Raw genomic sequence first — 14,314 nt, forward strand, 5'->3', positions numbered from 1 at the left:
CGTGATGTGTATAAGAGACAGGAATTGCTCGCTTTCTATGATTTTCCGGCCGAACACTGGCGGCATATCCGGACCACCAATGCCATTGAGTCCACCTTCGCTACGGTACGCCACCGGACTACCCGGACGAAGAACTGTGTATCACGCAGCAGCTTTCTGGGATTGGGTTTCAAGATGCTGCAGCAGGCTGAAAAACGCTGGATTGGGATTTATGCTCCAGAGAAAGTCCTGCAGCTTTTTGCAGGGGTGAAATTTATCGATGGCATACCGGCTAACCTCACCCTGCCGGATGATCAACAGACCGCCGCCTGATCTATGTCAGAAAATACTCATACACCAGATTTGACTATAGCTCGTGAAGGCGGCAGGTGGCGAGCAGGCTTTGCACAATACCCACCTGTTTGGCCCCCAGTTCCGTCCAGCAGAACAGCCAGTTTCTTCTTCCCATGGGGATTACCCGGAGTCCGCGTTCCAGATGGTTGGTGTCCATGGACACCTCCGGATCACTGAGGAAGACTTCCAGCCCTGCCCGGCGTTTGTGGGCATAGGCCAAGGCTTTGCTCAGGGGGTTGCTGGGCAGCAGGCCGGTATCGGCGGCGGTATCCGCCACCCAGGTGAAGAAGGCTTCGACCAAAGGCTTCGCTTTCGTCAGCCGGAGCGCGTGCTTTTGCGCGCCTTTCAGGCCCTGCTCCCGAATTTCGGCTTCCACTGCATAGATCTGGCCAATCAGGTCCAGCGCGACGGCAGCCCGCTGTGGATCGACATCCTGGCTCTCGTAGAATTCCCGGCGGGTATGCGCCCAGCACTGGGCATGGGTGAGTCCTTCCGTTTTTTGGACATAACGGCTGTAGGCCGCATAACCATCCGTCAGCAGGATCGATCCGGGAGGGGCGGTCAGACCCAGGAGCTGATCCACATGCTCTGCCCGGCGGCTTTCACAGTAGGGGAAGCAGATCTCATCCTGCTCGCCATACACCGGCCAGAAGTACCCTTGTTTCATTTTGCCCGGCCCTTTCAGACCGGCCTTGATGGGGGTTTCATCCATGGCCTTCACCCGGGAGGTGCGGATGGAGGCCAACTGCGCGTCATAGATGGGTTCCAGCAGCCCCACAATCTGTTGTATCAACCGGGTCAGCCACGGTCGGCTCAGGGTAAAACCGCCATCCTGTAACCGCTGATGAATCCGGTAGAGCGGCAGATGGTAGAGGAACTTATCGACGACCATTCCGGCGGCGAAGCTGACGTCGGCGCGACTGCCTTCAAGGACGCCTACGGGGGCGGCGGGGCAATGGATAACCTGGGTGTCGAGACGCTTGATGACCGGACGGACATATTTGATCACCACATAACTGCCGGGCTGCTGGGCCAGACGGTAGGTTTCCTTGGTGCCGATGACGGTGTATTGCTCTGGGGTCAGGCCCGCGATTTCGGGGTTGGGGACTTCAATGGTGGTGACCGGGACTTGATCGGCATCGAAGAAGGGGACCGCTTCGGCCCGGTCTTCGGCCTTGCTGCAGGGGCTTTTGCGGGTATGGGCCGGAATGCGGCGGGTGGGCGCTTCTGCCGGGGGTACCGGGGTGGCTATGCCCAGCGCCTCGGCCAGGGTCAGCTGCTGGGCCGGAGCTTCGGGAATCCGCTTTTCGCTCTTCTGGCCGAAGGTCTGGCGCTTGAACCAGTCCAGTTGATGTTTGAGTGCGTCGATCTGTGCCTGGAAAGCGGTCATTTGCTGCTGAAAGGCCGTTAATTGTTGTTCGGTATGCAGCCATCCCTGCACGGCCAGGAGGACGGTTTGCGGGGACAGGGCGGCGGCCTCTTCAAGGCTTAAGGGGATCGGGAACAAGGCCGCTGCCGTGACATTTTTCATGTGTAAAATCATAGCAATAATCACTGATTCTGTCCATAAAAAAGGCCTCGAAACGGCGTAAAAAAAGCATGTTATTCCGCTGGTTCCGGTACCTGATAGCGCTTGCGCTGCGTGCCCGGCACAATCCCTTCGAGCAGCAGCTTGAGATCCGTCCAATCCATCTCCCGGGTCACCACTTTCTGCCAGTCCGGGAGAAAACGACCGCGCTCCAGACGCTTGGCCCACAGGCAGAATCCGGTGCGATCCCAATACAGCACCTTCATCTGGGTCGCCCGCCGGTTGATGAACACAAAGAGGTGTCCAGACAGGGGGTTCTGGCGCAGGACGCTGCGGGTCAGCGCATACAGCCCATCATAAGACTTACGCATATCCACCGGCTGGCCGCAGAGATGCACCCGTACCCGACCTTCCGGGAAAAACATCAGCCCCGCACCAGATGCAGAATCAGGCCATCGCCCAGATCCAGACAGAGTTCCAGTCGATGCGCAGCGTCTGCTTCCCGTCGGGCCGGAGAGGGCAGGTCTTCCAGCGCGCCCAAATCGACAAAATCAGGGATAGGCTGAGGGGCGGTGACAGCCGGAATAGCAGGACTCAGCGTCCCGGCGGAATTCCCTCCGGTATCCGGTAATCCCTTGCGCAGCCGTCCTTGCCAACGATAGAAACTGGCCGGACTAATGCATGCCTTATGACAAAAAGCCGTCACCGTCACACCACTTTCTGCCTGTTCATCCAGTAATGCCTGCCAGGCTTGGGCGCTGCGGCGCGGGGATCTCCTGGGCGGTGTTGATGGCACCATGTATTTTCTCCTCAGTCATGTCCTGGAAGATTATTCTGCACCTCTGAAAATTTCAGGATATAACGCCGCTCAGTTACCGGTTACCTCGCTACGACGTTTCAGAACATCTCCGAACCCCAGAAGAGATGGCCGCTTATCTCGAAGCTTGTCTTGAAGAGGCGGACGGAGATGCCGCTTTTATCGCCAAGGCCCTTGGCGATATTGCCCGTGCCAGAGGCATGGCCCTAGTCGCCCGCGATGCGGGACTCTCTCGCGAAAGCCTCTATAAGGCGCTTTCCGGCGAACGCAGTCCCGGCTTCGACACAATTCTCAAGGTCGTCGGCGCTCTCGGTTTGAAGCTTCATGCCGAGGCAAGTCGCTCGTAACAAGGTGCCCGGCCACTCTGTCAACCGGACGCCCTGCCAGCTACGCTGGCAAGTTCCCTCTGTCCTTCAGGCCCTGGTCGCCGGTTACGTTGAACGTCATGTTAAAAAATCGGCCTTGAGCAAACGTGCGTAATAGCGTACGCTTAAATCCAGGGAGGGGGAAGCATGACCATACTCAACGCGACAGAGGCGAGATCGAAGCTGTACAGCCTTATCGATGAAGCCGCAGATTCTCATCAACCCATTGTCATAAAAGGCAAACGCGGTAACGCTGTTCTGATTTCGGAAGAAGATTGGAATGCGATATCTGAAACACTCCATTTGCTTGCCGTCCCGGGAATGCGCGAGTCGATTCAAGAGGGCATGAAAACGCCAGCGTCTGAATGTGCGAAGAATCTCGATTGGTGAGGTGGCAGCTGGTTTATATCCAGCACGCGCAAAAAGATGCGAAGAAGCTCGCTGCATCAGGCCTGAAGGAAAAGGCAGTGAACTTGTTGAAGATGCTTGAGGAGAATCCTTATCAAAATCCACCGCCGTACGAAAAACTCGTTGGTGATCTTGCCGGCGCATATTCCCGCCGAATCAATATCCAGCACCGCATTGTGTACGAAGTCCTGGAGCAGGAGCATATCGTCAAGATTTTGCGACTATGGACACATTATGAATAAAGAAACATAACAAATCGTTAAATGGATTACCGGGCTGCGCCCGGGGCACCGTTTAACTCGGCGTTGAATCAAGGGCTTTCTCATAAGCAGATCAATGAGGCGTTGGCTTTGGTTCATGCTCATCACGAGGAGATCATCAATTAGGCAATAACGTTCGAGTCAACTACGATCATCGCCGCCCTTGCCGCTTGAATTCATCAATGTCCTTCGCTGCAAATGCCCCCTGCTCCAGTGGTGCGCGCAACGCGCGTGCGCGCGTGATCCTGTCCGAAGCAGTCGCCTTGCGCGGCAGCAGCGCCGTCTCAAGCACCGAGATTGCTTCGTTGTTAAGGCTGCGCCGGTGTACTTCGGCTGTCTCCTTCAAGCGCGCGTATACGTCGTCCGGGATACCCTTCAGGGTCAAAGTCGTAGGCATGCCAATCTCCAACCAAATTGGCACCATTATGGTTTCGGTCTTGGTTCAGGTCAACGGCGGTGCCCTTCGCAGGCAGAGGCTAACCTCTCTGTCAAAGGGACACCTTCTGACAAGTGGCGCGTTGAATAACTGACTTCACCAATCGGACAAAAGTCATCAGGGTCACGTCCTCGTAGTTGGCGAGGAACAAGAGGTCGCTGAATCAGAAAGCCAGGTCGGCGGCCACACGCACGAGCCCAGGCGTTAGAGCGAGAAAGCACTGTCGAGCATATCGAGAACGGCAAGGCCTTTAGTTACATCACCTCTAGCGGTCATGGCCCTAAAGCGGGTTTCGGCATCAAACTCTGCTATTGCTTGCGTGGAAAGCTCCTTCATTTTGAGTGGATGACGAAACGTGACGCTCATTGGCGAGGTAACTCAGAAAAGCCTCCACCTCAGCGGCCCCCATATTTTGGGGATGGCGCTTCCGATGGAACAAAATAAAACGCCGCACCCAATCAGTATAAACTTCTTCAGTGCGGATACTGTAATGCATCGTCCGGATGCGGGCGCGCAGCTGATCCAGAAGCTTGGGCGGGTTGCTGGGATGTGCTTGGGTGTTTTTCATCTGGGAAATTTTAGGCTGTTAAATTATTGCGCAATGGGAAGTGTCATGAATATGCAGTATGTTGATTACTACTAATATTGTATTAGACAATGCTTGGGTGGTAGCATTCTGGAATCTAAAATACGTTATGCGTCTCTACGGTAACCGGTAATGAATCGTCCTGACCTGAAACTTGAAGACACAAAGTTGTTCTCGCTCTATTTCCATGAGCTATGGTGGCTGGCACACGGAATCAAGACAAAGGCTGATCGACTATTTGCTGAAGCCAATGTGCCCGAGCAGGGGTATTTACTTCAGGTAAGTCCAGAATTGCACGCTGTTATTGCATCGCTTCTTTCGGATGCCGCAAACTTGAAGAAGCTCGTTGTGACGCCGAGCGCAAGGCTAAACGGTGAGTCTGGAAGGCAGTTCCGATTAAGGAAAGCCAGAGCGTCCGCGCTACGGCAATCGCTCGATGGAATTCCTCTCACGGAGATGCTGAACGCAAAGGTACGCAATACGCTTGAACACTTTGATGAATACCTCGATGAAGCGAACGTCTCGCTAACCACGGCTAAAAGCGCGCCGTCTCCAATGGCCGCTTATAATATGGTGCTCTCACATTGGGAGGCTTTTAGCCCGCGCGTATATCCAATTCGGGTTTACATCTCCTCAGAGCGCAAATTCTATAACATGAAGTGGAGTGTCGATATTGGTGCTATTTATCGCGAGGCTACCGCCATACTCGATCGTCTTGCATCGCATATTGAATTCTCAAAACCCGAAGGTCCTGGTGCATTGATGGTGCGCCTTGATTAACGCGACGCATAACCTTTCGGTCAACTGGACCTGCGCGAAAAGCGGCGCAGGCCGGTTACCTCCCCGTTAGCCATAGGAGATCACAGATGAAACGCGCGTCTAGCATTGAAGCTCTGCTGCGAAAATCTCAAACCGTGTTCGCTGATCTCAAACGCGCATACGACGCATCGCTTCACGAAAAGCACGTACGCGAAGACTTGAAGGTCGATATCAAAAACATTTTTGAGAATCTCCGCTCTTGTCTCGATTATCTTGCGCATGACATTTTTGAAACGCATTGTCCTTCGGCGAAATCACCGGACAGGCTCTACTTTCCCATTCGGGCAACTGCAACCGATTTTAATCAAGCCGTAAGTCGTGACTATCCGGGTCTGCAAGCAACAAGCACGGTCGTCTTCGGCATTCTGGAAAGTGTTCAGCCATACCGTGATCCGTGGCTCGGTCAGTTCAATCGATTGAACAATGACAACAAGCACCAAGACCTAGTCGAGCAAACCAGAACCGAATCACGCCAAGTAACGGTTTCACGGGGTGGAGGTACTGTTTCTTGGGGGCAGGGCGTGACGTTTGGTGGTGGTGTCAGCGTCATGGGCGTGCCTATCGACCCGAGAACCCAAATGCTTGTCCCGAATAACGTGGCTCAAACACAAGTCATTACTTGGGTGGACTTCCTCTTCAAGGATAACGGGATGTCAGTTCTTCCATTCACAGAAACGTCGCTAAAGAACGTCGAGAAAATTTACTGTGATCTGCAACCACATATTTGAGCCGCCAATGGCTAAATACTGCGGTGCAGGAGACTTGGCGCATAAAGTCGCGCCAGGCCCCTGACCTTGAACGTTAGGTTTCCAAGACACATAGTCGTACGCGCACGAATTCCAGGAGAACTTAAGTGACACATAGAGTCGAGTATCTGATAACTATTGATAAAAAAGACCAATTTTGTAAAACAATCATAGGATTCAACAACTTGGTCAAGACAATAGAAGGCGTTGCCATACAAAACTCAGACTTGACCTGGTCAACTCTCAAAGTTCAATATGACGTTCAGGATGGGGAAATTCAGCGCGATAAACAGCGATTCTTTCACGTCAAATTCACCTTAACCGACGACAGCAAAATAGAGAAGTTTGAGGAGTTCTTGAGGAGTGTTCGCGGCGTTTTATCAAAAGCTGGCGGGAGGCCTCCGCAAGTTCTTTGGGATGGGGTTAGCTCCAACTATGCCAAGAATGCTTACCCAATAGTGCATGAAATTGAAAATACACTAAGGAAGTTAATAACAAAATTCATGCTAATCAATGTTGGTCTAGGCTGGACTCGTGAGGCCATTCCTAAAGAGGTGCAGGAATCCGTTAGAACAAAGGATGCCAAGCTGGATAATGATTACCTTTACGAGGTGGACTTCATCCAACTTTCTAATTTCCTCTTCAAAGAGTATGCGACCACAAATCCTTCCGCCATCATTGACCGCCTTCGCCAAGCAACAAAGATTGAGGACTTAGATCTAGAAGAGTTAAAAAAAGCGATACCCAGATCTAATTGGGACCGATTTTTCTCCAAAGTTGTAAATTGCGAAAATGAATACCTTAGATCCAGATGGGACAAACTGTATGAGCGACGGAATCAAATTGCCCATAATCGACCTATTGGCAGACCAGAATTCGAAGAGATTGTGCGTCTCAGAGATGAACTAGCACCAAAATTTACTCAAGCTATTGAAAATCTCGATCAACTAAAAATCACTGAGGACGACAGAGAGTTGGTGTCCGAGAACGTAGCAACGACAAAGAATGACAGCTACAATGAATTCATAAGCAAGTGGAACGAGTTTCATATGCTTCTATACAAGCTAGTCATCCTTTTGTCAGGGGCGGCCGAAAGAGAGGAGCTTATAAAAAGCAGGGGGACAAATGTTAGCAGCCTCGTCAACATAATTACGCGAGACTTCAGGATTCTTTCTCGCGGTGAAAGAAAAGATATTCGAAATTTGTTCCGACTGAGGAATTATATGGTTCATGAACCAAGCGTTATAGTGCCTCCCGCAGCAATTTCAGAGAATGTTTCTCGCACACAATATTTCATTAACCTTCTAAAGAGAAAAATTTACGAAGTTTCTGAAAACGGGCTTGCAAACACGGAAATCGGACCTAACGTCGGCCATGAGGCGGACAGTAGCGAAGAAACCTAACTGTAGGTTCAACGCGGACAAAAATGCTCCGCATTTTTGCCGGTTAACCTGGGCGTTAGGCCGCACGAGATGAACGCGAACATAACCATCAAAACAGCTACACCGGGCGATTCCCATGAAATCGCCGTCATGGTTGGCGAGTTGCTGAGTGAAATAATGAACACTATTGGTGTTCAAGCATTCAACTTCGATCTGAAAGAAACAACTGTCAGGCTCAGGGACTTTCTCAATCGCGAAAAATACTTCGTATTTATCGCTCACGATGAAGGCAAAAAAGCAGTCGGGTTCCTTGCACTGTATGAAAGCCACGCCCTTTACGCTGAAGGCTCTTTTGGAACCATACCAGAGCTTTATGTCCGCCCCGAATACCGCTCAAACAATGTGGGGTTCCGCCTCGTATCCCAAGCGAAATCTTTTGGCGTATCTCGGGGCTGGAAGCGCCTAGAAGTTACGACGCCACCGCTGCCACAGTTTGATAAAACATTGGCGTTTTATGAGCGTGAAGGCTTCGCTATTTCTGGTGGCCGTAAGTTAAAGGTGGTTCTGTGAGTTGCCAGCCTAACGTATCGGATTGTTTACAAGGATACCGAAGCCAGAGCGTGCCTGTTATCATTCGACTCTAGGTTTACTGCTGCAGGTTGATTGCTCATGTCTGTTCGTACCCGTTTTGCGCCGAGTCCTACTGGTTATTTACATATTGGGGGTGTCCGCACCGCGCTGTATTCGTGGTTACATGCCCGCCGCCAGGGGGGGCGTTTTGTGCTGCGCATTGAAGATACGGATCTGGAGCGCTCTACGCCTGAAGCAACAGCGGCTATCCTTGAGGGCATGGCCTGGCTGGGGCTCGATTGGGACGAAGGCCCTTTTTACCAGACACAACGCATGGATCGTTATCGGAAAGTGCTGGCGCAGATGTTGGCAGCAGGGACTGCCTATTACTGTTATTGCAGCCGTGAAGAAGTGGATGCCATGCGTGAAGAGCAACGCGCGCGCGGTGAAAAGCCCCGTTATGACGGGCGTTGCCGGACACGCAGTGCCGCCCGTGAGGGGGTGGCACCGGTTATCCGTTTTCGCAGTCCGGATACGGGCGAAACGGTGGTAGAAGACCTGATTCATGGTCGTGTCAGCTTTCAGAACAGTGAACTGGATGATCTGATCATCGCCCGCTCTGATGGAACGCCTACCTACAATTTCTGTGTAGTGGTGGACGACTGGGATATGGGCATTACCCATGTTATCCGGGGCGATGATCATCTCAATAATACTCCCAGACAAATGCAGATTTTGCAGGCCTTGGGTGCAAATCTTCCGGTTTACGCCCATGTACCGATGATTCTCGGGCCGGACAAGCAGAAACTTTCCAAACGTCACGGTGCTGTCAGTGTGCTGGAATATCGGGAGCAGGGATTTTTGCCGGACGCCCTGCTGAATTTTCTGATTCGTCTGGGCTGGTCGCATGGTGACGAAGAAATATTCAGTCGCGAACAAATGATTGAGTTTTTTCAGATTGATACCGTCAATAAAGCGGCTTCGGCGTTTAACCCGGAAAAATTGCTGTGGATTAATGCCCAGCACATGCAACGGCTGAGTCCCGAGGGCCTGGCTCAGCATTTACGGCCATATCTGGACGCCCAGGGCATCACCGAGGCGAGTCTGGCCCAAGGCCCTGACTTGTCTGCGGTTGTCGCCTTATTGCAGGAGCGCGCCAAGACCCTGGTAGAAATGGCCGGGGCCGCCAGCATGTTTTATCTGGCGCCAGTGACGGGTGAGGTCAAGGATGTAGAAAAACATCTTCATGGTCAGGGCGCTTTGCTGGAGAGTCTCCTCCAGCATCTGGAAGCCTTGCCGGTCTGGACGGCGGCGGCCATTCACAGCGCCATTCAGGAGTTGGCAGTCAGTCATGCCGAGGGGAAAATGGGAAAAATCGCCCAGCCCTTACGGGTTGCCGTGGCAGGGCGCGCGGTTTCCCCGCCTATTGATGGTACCCTGGCGCTGTTGGGAAAAGACGAGACGCTTGCCCGTATCCGTCATGCTCGCAGCTGGCTTGAGGCGGTCTGAGCGCAGTCCCAAGCAATTTGGGTTGGGTGATATACGCGCATCCTTCCAATTTTCAGGGATTTTAGCAGCTGCTGATACTTGGCGTCGGGCGGTTCATTTGCGATGATGGAGTCAAGCGCAGTTCCCGATCGTATTTTCCAGCTCAGGAGATCAGCTCATGGCTATGAACGTCACCCAGAAAATTATTGCCGCGCACTTGGTGAGTGGCACCCTCAAGGCGGGGAGTCCGATAGCTATCCGTATTGATCAGACGCTCACCCAGGATGCCACCGGAACCATGGCCTATTTGCAGTTTGAGGCGTTGGGTCTGCCTCGGGTGCGCACTGAACTGTCTGTTTCCTATGTCGATCATAATATGCTGCAGTCCGGCTTTGAAAATGCGGACGATCACCGGTTTCTGCAGAGCTTTGCCGCGAAATACGGGGTCCATTTCAGTCGGCCGGGCAATGGCATTTGCCATCAGGTACATCTCGAACGGTTTTCCAAGCCGGGTGGTACCTTGTTGGGTTCGGATTCCCATACGCCGACTTCTGGCGGTGCCGGAATGCTGGCTATTGGCGCGGGCGGACTGGACATTGCCCTGGCCATGGGTGGTTTGCCCTTCAACCTGAATATGCCGGAAGTGGTGGGCGTCAAACTGACGGGAAAATTACAGCCCTTTGTCAGTGCCAAGGACATCATTCTTGAAGTACTGCGTCTGAAAACCGTCAAAGGCGGGGTGGGCAAGGTCTTTGAGTATTTCGGCCCGGGTGTGGAACATTTGAGTGTCCCTGCGCGCGCGACCATCACCAACATGGGGGCGGAACTGGGGGCTACCACCAGTGTTTTCCCCAGTGATAGCGTTACCCGGGACTATCTTGCTGCCCAGGGGCGTGGAGCGACCTGGTCCGAGTGGGTGGCTGATGCGGATGCGAGTTACGACGAAGTGCTCGAAATCAATCTGGATACGCTGGAGCCCCTGATTGCCTGTCCGCATAGCCCGGATAATGTCAAAAAAGTGCGGGAAGTGGCCGGAACCAAGGTGGCCCAGGTGGCCATCGGTTCCTGTACCAATTCCTCCTACACCGACCTGATGACCGTCGCCCAGATGCTCAAGGGCAAGGTGGTTGCCGACGGCGTCAGTCTGGGAGTTTCTCCGGGTTCCCGTCAGGTCATGGAAATGGTCACCAAGGATGGCGGGTTGCTGGACTTTATTGGTGCCGGATCACGTATTCTGGAATCTGCCTGCGGACCCTGCATCGGGATGGGGTTTGCACCACCCACCCAGGGGGTTTCCGTACGCTCCTTCAATCGTAATTTCTACGGGCGTTCCGGCACCAAAAACGCCGAGGTTTATCTGGCGAGTCCGGAAACCTGTGCGGCCTGCGCTCTGACTGGCGAGATTACTGATCCCCGCGATTTGGGCCTGGCACCTATTCACGTCGATTTGCCAGGACAGTTCCTGGTGGATGATCGCATGGTGCTGGCCCCTGCGCCTGAGGGCACGGAGGTTGAAATTATTCGCGGTCCGAATATTGCCAAGTTACCGGCAGGTAAGGCCGCGCCCGCGCATCTGGCAGGCGAGGTGCTGATTCGTCTCGAAGACGATATCACGACCGATCATATTATGCCGGCGGGGGCCAAGGTGCTGCCGTTGCGCTCCAATCTGCCCGCAATCTCCGAATTTGTTTTTCATATGGTGGATGAAACTTTCCCGAGTCGGGCCAAGGCATCCGGCGGCGGTTTTATTGTGGCGGGTCATAATTATGGTCAGGGGTCGAGCCGCGAACATGCTGCTTTGGCACCGCGCTATCTGGGCGTTCGGGGGGTGTTGGTACAGTCTTTTGCCCGGATTCATCTCGCCAATCTGATTAATTTCGGGATATTGCCGCTCACTTTTGTGCATGCTGAAGATTACGCCAAGGTGCAGGCGGGTGATCAGCTGGGCCTCGATCTGTCGGGCCTGACTCTGGGGAAATCCCTGATGTTGCGCGATGAGACGCAGGGTCTGGATATTGAAGCGATGCCGCAACTTGCCAGCGCCCGTGATCTGGAATTGATTTTGAAGGGTGGGGCCTTGTCCTGGGCGAGCGAACAACTGGAGCAGGTGTCATGACGACCCATATTCAGAAACCCGCAACAGGCAGTCCCTTGACGCTGCTGAATGGGGTGTTGCAGGTGCCTGATCAACCCATTATTCCCTTCATTGAAGGCGACGGAATTGGTTGTGATGTAACCCCGGCCATGCGCAGTGTGGTGGATGCGGCAGTGGCCAAAGTCTATGGAGGACAGCGGCAGATTGCCTGGATGGAGTTGTTTGCAGGTCAGAAGGCCGTGCAACTGTATGGTGAAGGGCAGTATTTGCCCGATGAGACCATGGCCGCCATTCGGGAATATAAAGTCGCCATCAAAGGTCCTCTGGAAACTCCGGTGGGCGGGGGGATTCGTAGCCTGAATGTGGCCATGCGTCAGGATCTTGATTTGTATGTCTGCCTCCGGCCGGTGCGTTATTTTGAGGGGACGCCCAGCCCCATGCGGCATCCGGAAAAAGTGGATATGGTCATTTTTCGCGAAAACTCCGAGGACATTTACGCCGGTATTGAATGGCCTGCGGGTAGTCCCGAAGCAGAAAAAATCATCCGTTTTCTACGGGAAGAAATGGGCGTCACAAAAATCCGCTTTCCCGACAGCTCTGCCATTGGCATCAAACCCGTATCGACGGAAGGTTCGGAACGTCTGATCCGGCGTACCATTCAATACGCTCTGGAACATGGCAAGCCCTCTGTGAGTCTGGTGCACAAGGGTAATATCATGAAATTCACCGAAGGCGGTTTCCGTGACTGGGGTTATGCCCTGGCGGAGCGGGAGTTCGCCGGACGGGTATTTACCTGGAGGCAAAAGGCCGCCATCAGCAAGGCAGAAGGTAAGGCGGCAGGACAAAAAGCTGAGCAGCAGGCCATTGCCGACGGGAAGCTGATCATCAAGGACGTGATTGCCGATAATTTTCTGCAGCAGATTTTGCTGCGCCCGGAAGATTACTCAGTGGTTGCCACGCTGAACTTGAATGGTGACTATGTTTCTGATGCCCTGGCCGCAGAAGTTGGGGGTATTGGCATGGCACCCGGTGCTAACCTTTCTGATACCCACGCGATTTTTGAAGCCACCCATGGTACGGCACCGGATATTGCCGGGCAGGGCAAAGCCAACCCCAGCTCGCTGATTTTGTCGGCTGTCATGATGCTGGAGCATCTGGGCTGGGGAGAAGCTGCTCAGGCGATTGTGGCGGCCATGAATGCCACCATTGCGGCTGGTGAAGTCACCGGTGATCTGGCGGCCTTGCGGGGTGATGTGCCGGCACTGAGCACCACAGAGTTTACGGCAGCGCTGATCCGCCGTTTTTAAAGGAATTTTCATGAATCTGCATGAGTATCAGGCCAAGCGTTTGTTGGCCGAAGAGGGGATTCCGGTCCCCCGCGCCATTCCCGCTTTTTCGGTGCGTGAAGCCGTGAATCAGGCGCGTGAACTGGGCGGCCCGGCCTGGGTGGTGAAAGCCCAGGTGCATGCCGGAGGCCGGGGCAAAGCCGGGGGGGTGCGGGTAGTCCACAGTATTGCCGGAGTGGAAAAAACCGCCCAGGAGCTGCTTGGAAAACCATTGGTTACCGCCCAGACCGGTGCGCAGGGCCAGCATGTGGCGGCTTTGCTGATTGAGGAACCGAGCAGTATCGCCCGTGAGTTGTATTTGGCGCTGATGGTGGACCGGGCACAGGCCAGAATTACCTTTCTCGCCACCCGGGAAGGCGGCATGGATATTGAGGAACTGGCCGCAACCCGGCCGGAAGCCTTGAAAAAGCTGGTTGTTAATCCCAGCACCGGATTTTTGCCCTTTCAGGCCCGACAGCTGGGATTTGAGTTTGGTCTGGATACCAGTCAGGTGCAGCAGCTGACCCGCATCATGCAGGGCATGTATCGTCTTGCCCAGAAGCTGGATGCGTTGATGGTCGAAATCAACCCGCTGGCGGTCACCAGTGATGGCCGTCTGCTGGCGCTGGATGTCAAGCTGGTTATGGATGACAATGCCTTGTACCGGCATCCCGAATCTGACGAATTGTTTGATTCCACCCAGCAGGATGGTCGGGAAATTGTCGCCAGACAGTTTGGGCTCAATTATATTTCCCTGGAGGGAAATATCGGCTGCATGGTCAATGGTGCCGGACTGGCTATGGCGACCATGGACATGATCAAGCTGCATGGCGGGGAACCCGCCAACTTTCTGGATGTAGGTGGTGGTGCGGCGGCAGACAAGGTCACCCAGGCATTTAAGCTGATTTTGTCCGACACCCGGGTCAAAGCCATTCTCGTCAATATTTTTGGAGGCATCACCCGCTGTGATTTGCTGGCAGAAGGCATTATTCAGGCCGCAGCCGAGGTGGGCATCCATCTGCCGGTAGTGGTGCGCCTGGAGGGAACCCGCAAGGAGGAAGGGATGGCTTTGTTGAGAGAAAGTGGCCTGTCATTGATTTCTGCCGATGGTCTGACGGATGCCGCTGTGAAAGCGGTGGCTGCCGCTCAGGGCTAA

The 14,314-nt window shown here is 53.8% G+C and carries 15 protein-coding genes and 2 pseudogenes; 12 read left to right on the forward strand and 5 right to left on the reverse strand.

Translation table 11 applies throughout. The annotated features are described in order from the left end of the window. Window positions 1-312, forward strand: a 312-nt coding sequence (locus H7F11_RS11215; protein ID WP_193658147.1) for a transposase, incomplete at its 5' end; no start/stop codon positions are given. A 37-nt stretch (window positions 313-349) separates the two neighbouring features. Here H7F11_RS11215 and tnpC read toward each other — a convergent pair. The 3 genes and pseudogenes from tnpC to tnpA all read right to left on the reverse strand — a co-directional run. Next, window positions 350-1,864 (reverse strand): annotated as a pseudogene (gene tnpC, locus H7F11_RS11220) (IS66 family transposase); the annotation flags it as partial. A 71-nt stretch (window positions 1,865-1,935) separates the two neighbouring features. Beyond that, the gene (gene tnpB / locus H7F11_RS11225) at window positions 1,936-2,286 is read right to left on the reverse strand and encodes an IS66 family insertion sequence element accessory protein TnpB (protein ID WP_215887811.1); all 351 of its coding nucleotides are present in this window, start codon (window positions 2,284-2,286) and stop codon (window positions 1,936-1,938) included. Beyond that, the gene (gene tnpA, locus H7F11_RS11230; RefSeq protein ID WP_193650889.1) at window positions 2,286-2,660 is read right to left on the reverse strand and encodes an IS66 family insertion sequence element accessory protein TnpA; all 375 of its coding nucleotides are present in this window, start codon (window positions 2,658-2,660) and stop codon (window positions 2,286-2,288) included. Before tnpA ends, tnpB begins: the two co-directional genes overlap by 1 nt. A 59-nt stretch (window positions 2,661-2,719) precedes the next feature. On the opposite strand from tnpA, the gene H7F11_RS11235 reads away from it, so the two are divergent. The 3 genes from H7F11_RS11235 (at window position 2,720) to H7F11_RS11245 (ending at window position 3,693) form a co-directional block, all read left to right on the forward strand. Then, window positions 2,720-3,025: an addiction module antidote protein gene (locus tag H7F11_RS11235; protein WP_319803363.1), complete on the forward strand. Its 306-nt coding sequence runs from the start codon at window positions 2,720-2,722 to the stop codon at window positions 3,023-3,025. Window positions 3,026-3,190: 165 nt separating this feature from the next. Further along, window positions 3,191-3,433 (forward strand): type II toxin-antitoxin system Phd/YefM family antitoxin, encoded by a 243-nt coding sequence (locus tag H7F11_RS11240; protein ID WP_193650891.1) that lies wholly within the window; start codon window positions 3,191-3,193, stop codon window positions 3,431-3,433. Continuing rightward, on the forward strand, window positions 3,430-3,693 hold the full coding sequence (locus H7F11_RS11245) for a Txe/YoeB family addiction module toxin (protein ID WP_193650892.1): 264 nt from the start codon (window positions 3,430-3,432) through the stop codon (window positions 3,691-3,693). The genes H7F11_RS11240 and H7F11_RS11245 overlap by 4 nt, the downstream gene beginning before the upstream one ends. Before the next feature lie 169 nt (window positions 3,694-3,862). On the opposite strand, the gene H7F11_RS11250 is transcribed toward H7F11_RS11245, so the two are convergent. Further along, the gene (locus H7F11_RS11250) at window positions 3,863-4,108 is read right to left on the reverse strand and encodes a FitA-like ribbon-helix-helix domain-containing protein (protein ID WP_031575767.1); all 246 of its coding nucleotides are present in this window, start codon (window positions 4,106-4,108) and stop codon (window positions 3,863-3,865) included. 370 nt (window positions 4,109-4,478) lie between these two features. Continuing rightward, a pseudogene (locus H7F11_RS11255) lies at window positions 4,479-4,715 on the reverse strand (phage integrase N-terminal SAM-like domain-containing protein); the annotation flags it as partial. Window positions 4,716-4,865: 150 nt separating this feature from the next. Between H7F11_RS11255 and H7F11_RS11260 the strand changes: the two are divergent. The 8 genes from H7F11_RS11260 (at window position 4,866) to sucC (ending at window position 14,314) form a co-directional block, all read left to right on the forward strand. Continuing rightward, complete coding sequence (locus H7F11_RS11260; protein WP_193650894.1) at window positions 4,866-5,513, forward strand: hypothetical protein; 648 nt, start codon at window positions 4,866-4,868, stop codon at window positions 5,511-5,513. 86 nt (window positions 5,514-5,599) lie between these two features. Beyond that, a complete protein-coding gene (locus tag H7F11_RS11265; RefSeq protein ID WP_193650895.1) occupies window positions 5,600-6,280 on the forward strand; it encodes a hypothetical protein in 681 nt (226 codons plus the stop codon). A gap of 125 nt (window positions 6,281-6,405) precedes the next feature. Continuing rightward, window positions 6,406-7,701, forward strand: a complete 1,296-nt coding sequence (locus tag H7F11_RS11270) for a HEPN domain-containing protein (RefSeq protein WP_193650896.1) — start codon at window positions 6,406-6,408, stop codon at window positions 7,699-7,701. 69 nt (window positions 7,702-7,770) lie between these two features. Then, a complete protein-coding gene (locus tag H7F11_RS11275; protein ID WP_193650897.1) occupies window positions 7,771-8,250 on the forward strand; it encodes a GNAT family N-acetyltransferase in 480 nt (159 codons plus the stop codon). 99 nt (window positions 8,251-8,349) lie between these two features. After that, window positions 8,350-9,759, forward strand: a complete 1,410-nt coding sequence (gene gltX, locus H7F11_RS11280) for a glutamate--tRNA ligase (RefSeq protein WP_193650898.1) — start codon at window positions 8,350-8,352, stop codon at window positions 9,757-9,759. A 157-nt stretch (window positions 9,760-9,916) separates the two neighbouring features. Continuing rightward, window positions 9,917-11,854 carry an aconitate hydratase gene (locus H7F11_RS11285; protein WP_193650899.1) on the forward strand — a complete coding sequence of 646 codons (1,938 nt, stop codon included), beginning with the start codon at window positions 9,917-9,919 and terminating at the stop codon, window positions 11,852-11,854. Next, complete coding sequence (icd, locus tag H7F11_RS11290; protein WP_193650900.1) at window positions 11,851-13,140, forward strand: NADP-dependent isocitrate dehydrogenase; 1,290 nt, start codon at window positions 11,851-11,853, stop codon at window positions 13,138-13,140. Before H7F11_RS11285 ends, icd begins: the two co-directional genes overlap by 4 nt. A gap of 10 nt (window positions 13,141-13,150) precedes the next feature. Next, a complete protein-coding gene (gene sucC / locus H7F11_RS11295; RefSeq protein WP_193650901.1) occupies window positions 13,151-14,314 on the forward strand; it encodes an ADP-forming succinate--CoA ligase subunit beta in 1,164 nt (387 codons plus the stop codon).

It is taken from the genome of Acidithiobacillus sp. HP-2, from assembly GCF_015100155.1.
In the GTDB taxonomy this organism is placed as follows: domain Bacteria; phylum Pseudomonadota; class Gammaproteobacteria; order Acidithiobacillales; family Acidithiobacillaceae; genus Acidithiobacillus.

What these genes read in the sequence shown, in the direction of transcription:
- tnpB (WP_215887811.1), bottom strand. Translation starts at nt 2,286, where the DNA reads ATGTTTTTCCCGGAAGGTCGGGTACGGGTGCATCTCTGCGGCCAGCCG.
- tnpA (WP_193650889.1), bottom strand. Translation starts at nt 2,660, where the DNA reads ATGGTGCCATCAACACCGCCCAGGAGATCCCCGCGCCGCAGCGCCCAA.
- H7F11_RS11240 (WP_193650891.1), top strand. Translation starts at nt 3,191, where the DNA reads ATGACCATACTCAACGCGACAGAGGCGAGATCGAAGCTGTACAGCCTT.
- H7F11_RS11250 (WP_031575767.1), bottom strand. Translation starts at nt 4,108, where the DNA reads ATGCCTACGACTTTGACCCTGAAGGGTATCCCGGACGACGTATACGCG.
- H7F11_RS11260 (WP_193650894.1), top strand. Translation starts at nt 4,866, where the DNA reads ATGAATCGTCCTGACCTGAAACTTGAAGACACAAAGTTGTTCTCGCTC.
- H7F11_RS11265 (WP_193650895.1), top strand. Translation starts at nt 5,600, where the DNA reads ATGAAACGCGCGTCTAGCATTGAAGCTCTGCTGCGAAAATCTCAAACC.
- H7F11_RS11275 (WP_193650897.1), top strand. Translation starts at nt 7,771, where the DNA reads ATGAACGCGAACATAACCATCAAAACAGCTACACCGGGCGATTCCCAT.
- gltX (WP_193650898.1), top strand. Translation starts at nt 8,350, where the DNA reads ATGTCTGTTCGTACCCGTTTTGCGCCGAGTCCTACTGGTTATTTACAT.
- H7F11_RS11285 (WP_193650899.1), top strand. Translation starts at nt 9,917, where the DNA reads ATGGCTATGAACGTCACCCAGAAAATTATTGCCGCGCACTTGGTGAGT.
- icd (WP_193650900.1), top strand. Translation starts at nt 11,851, where the DNA reads ATGACGACCCATATTCAGAAACCCGCAACAGGCAGTCCCTTGACGCTG.
- sucC (WP_193650901.1), top strand. Translation starts at nt 13,151, where the DNA reads ATGAATCTGCATGAGTATCAGGCCAAGCGTTTGTTGGCCGAAGAGGGG.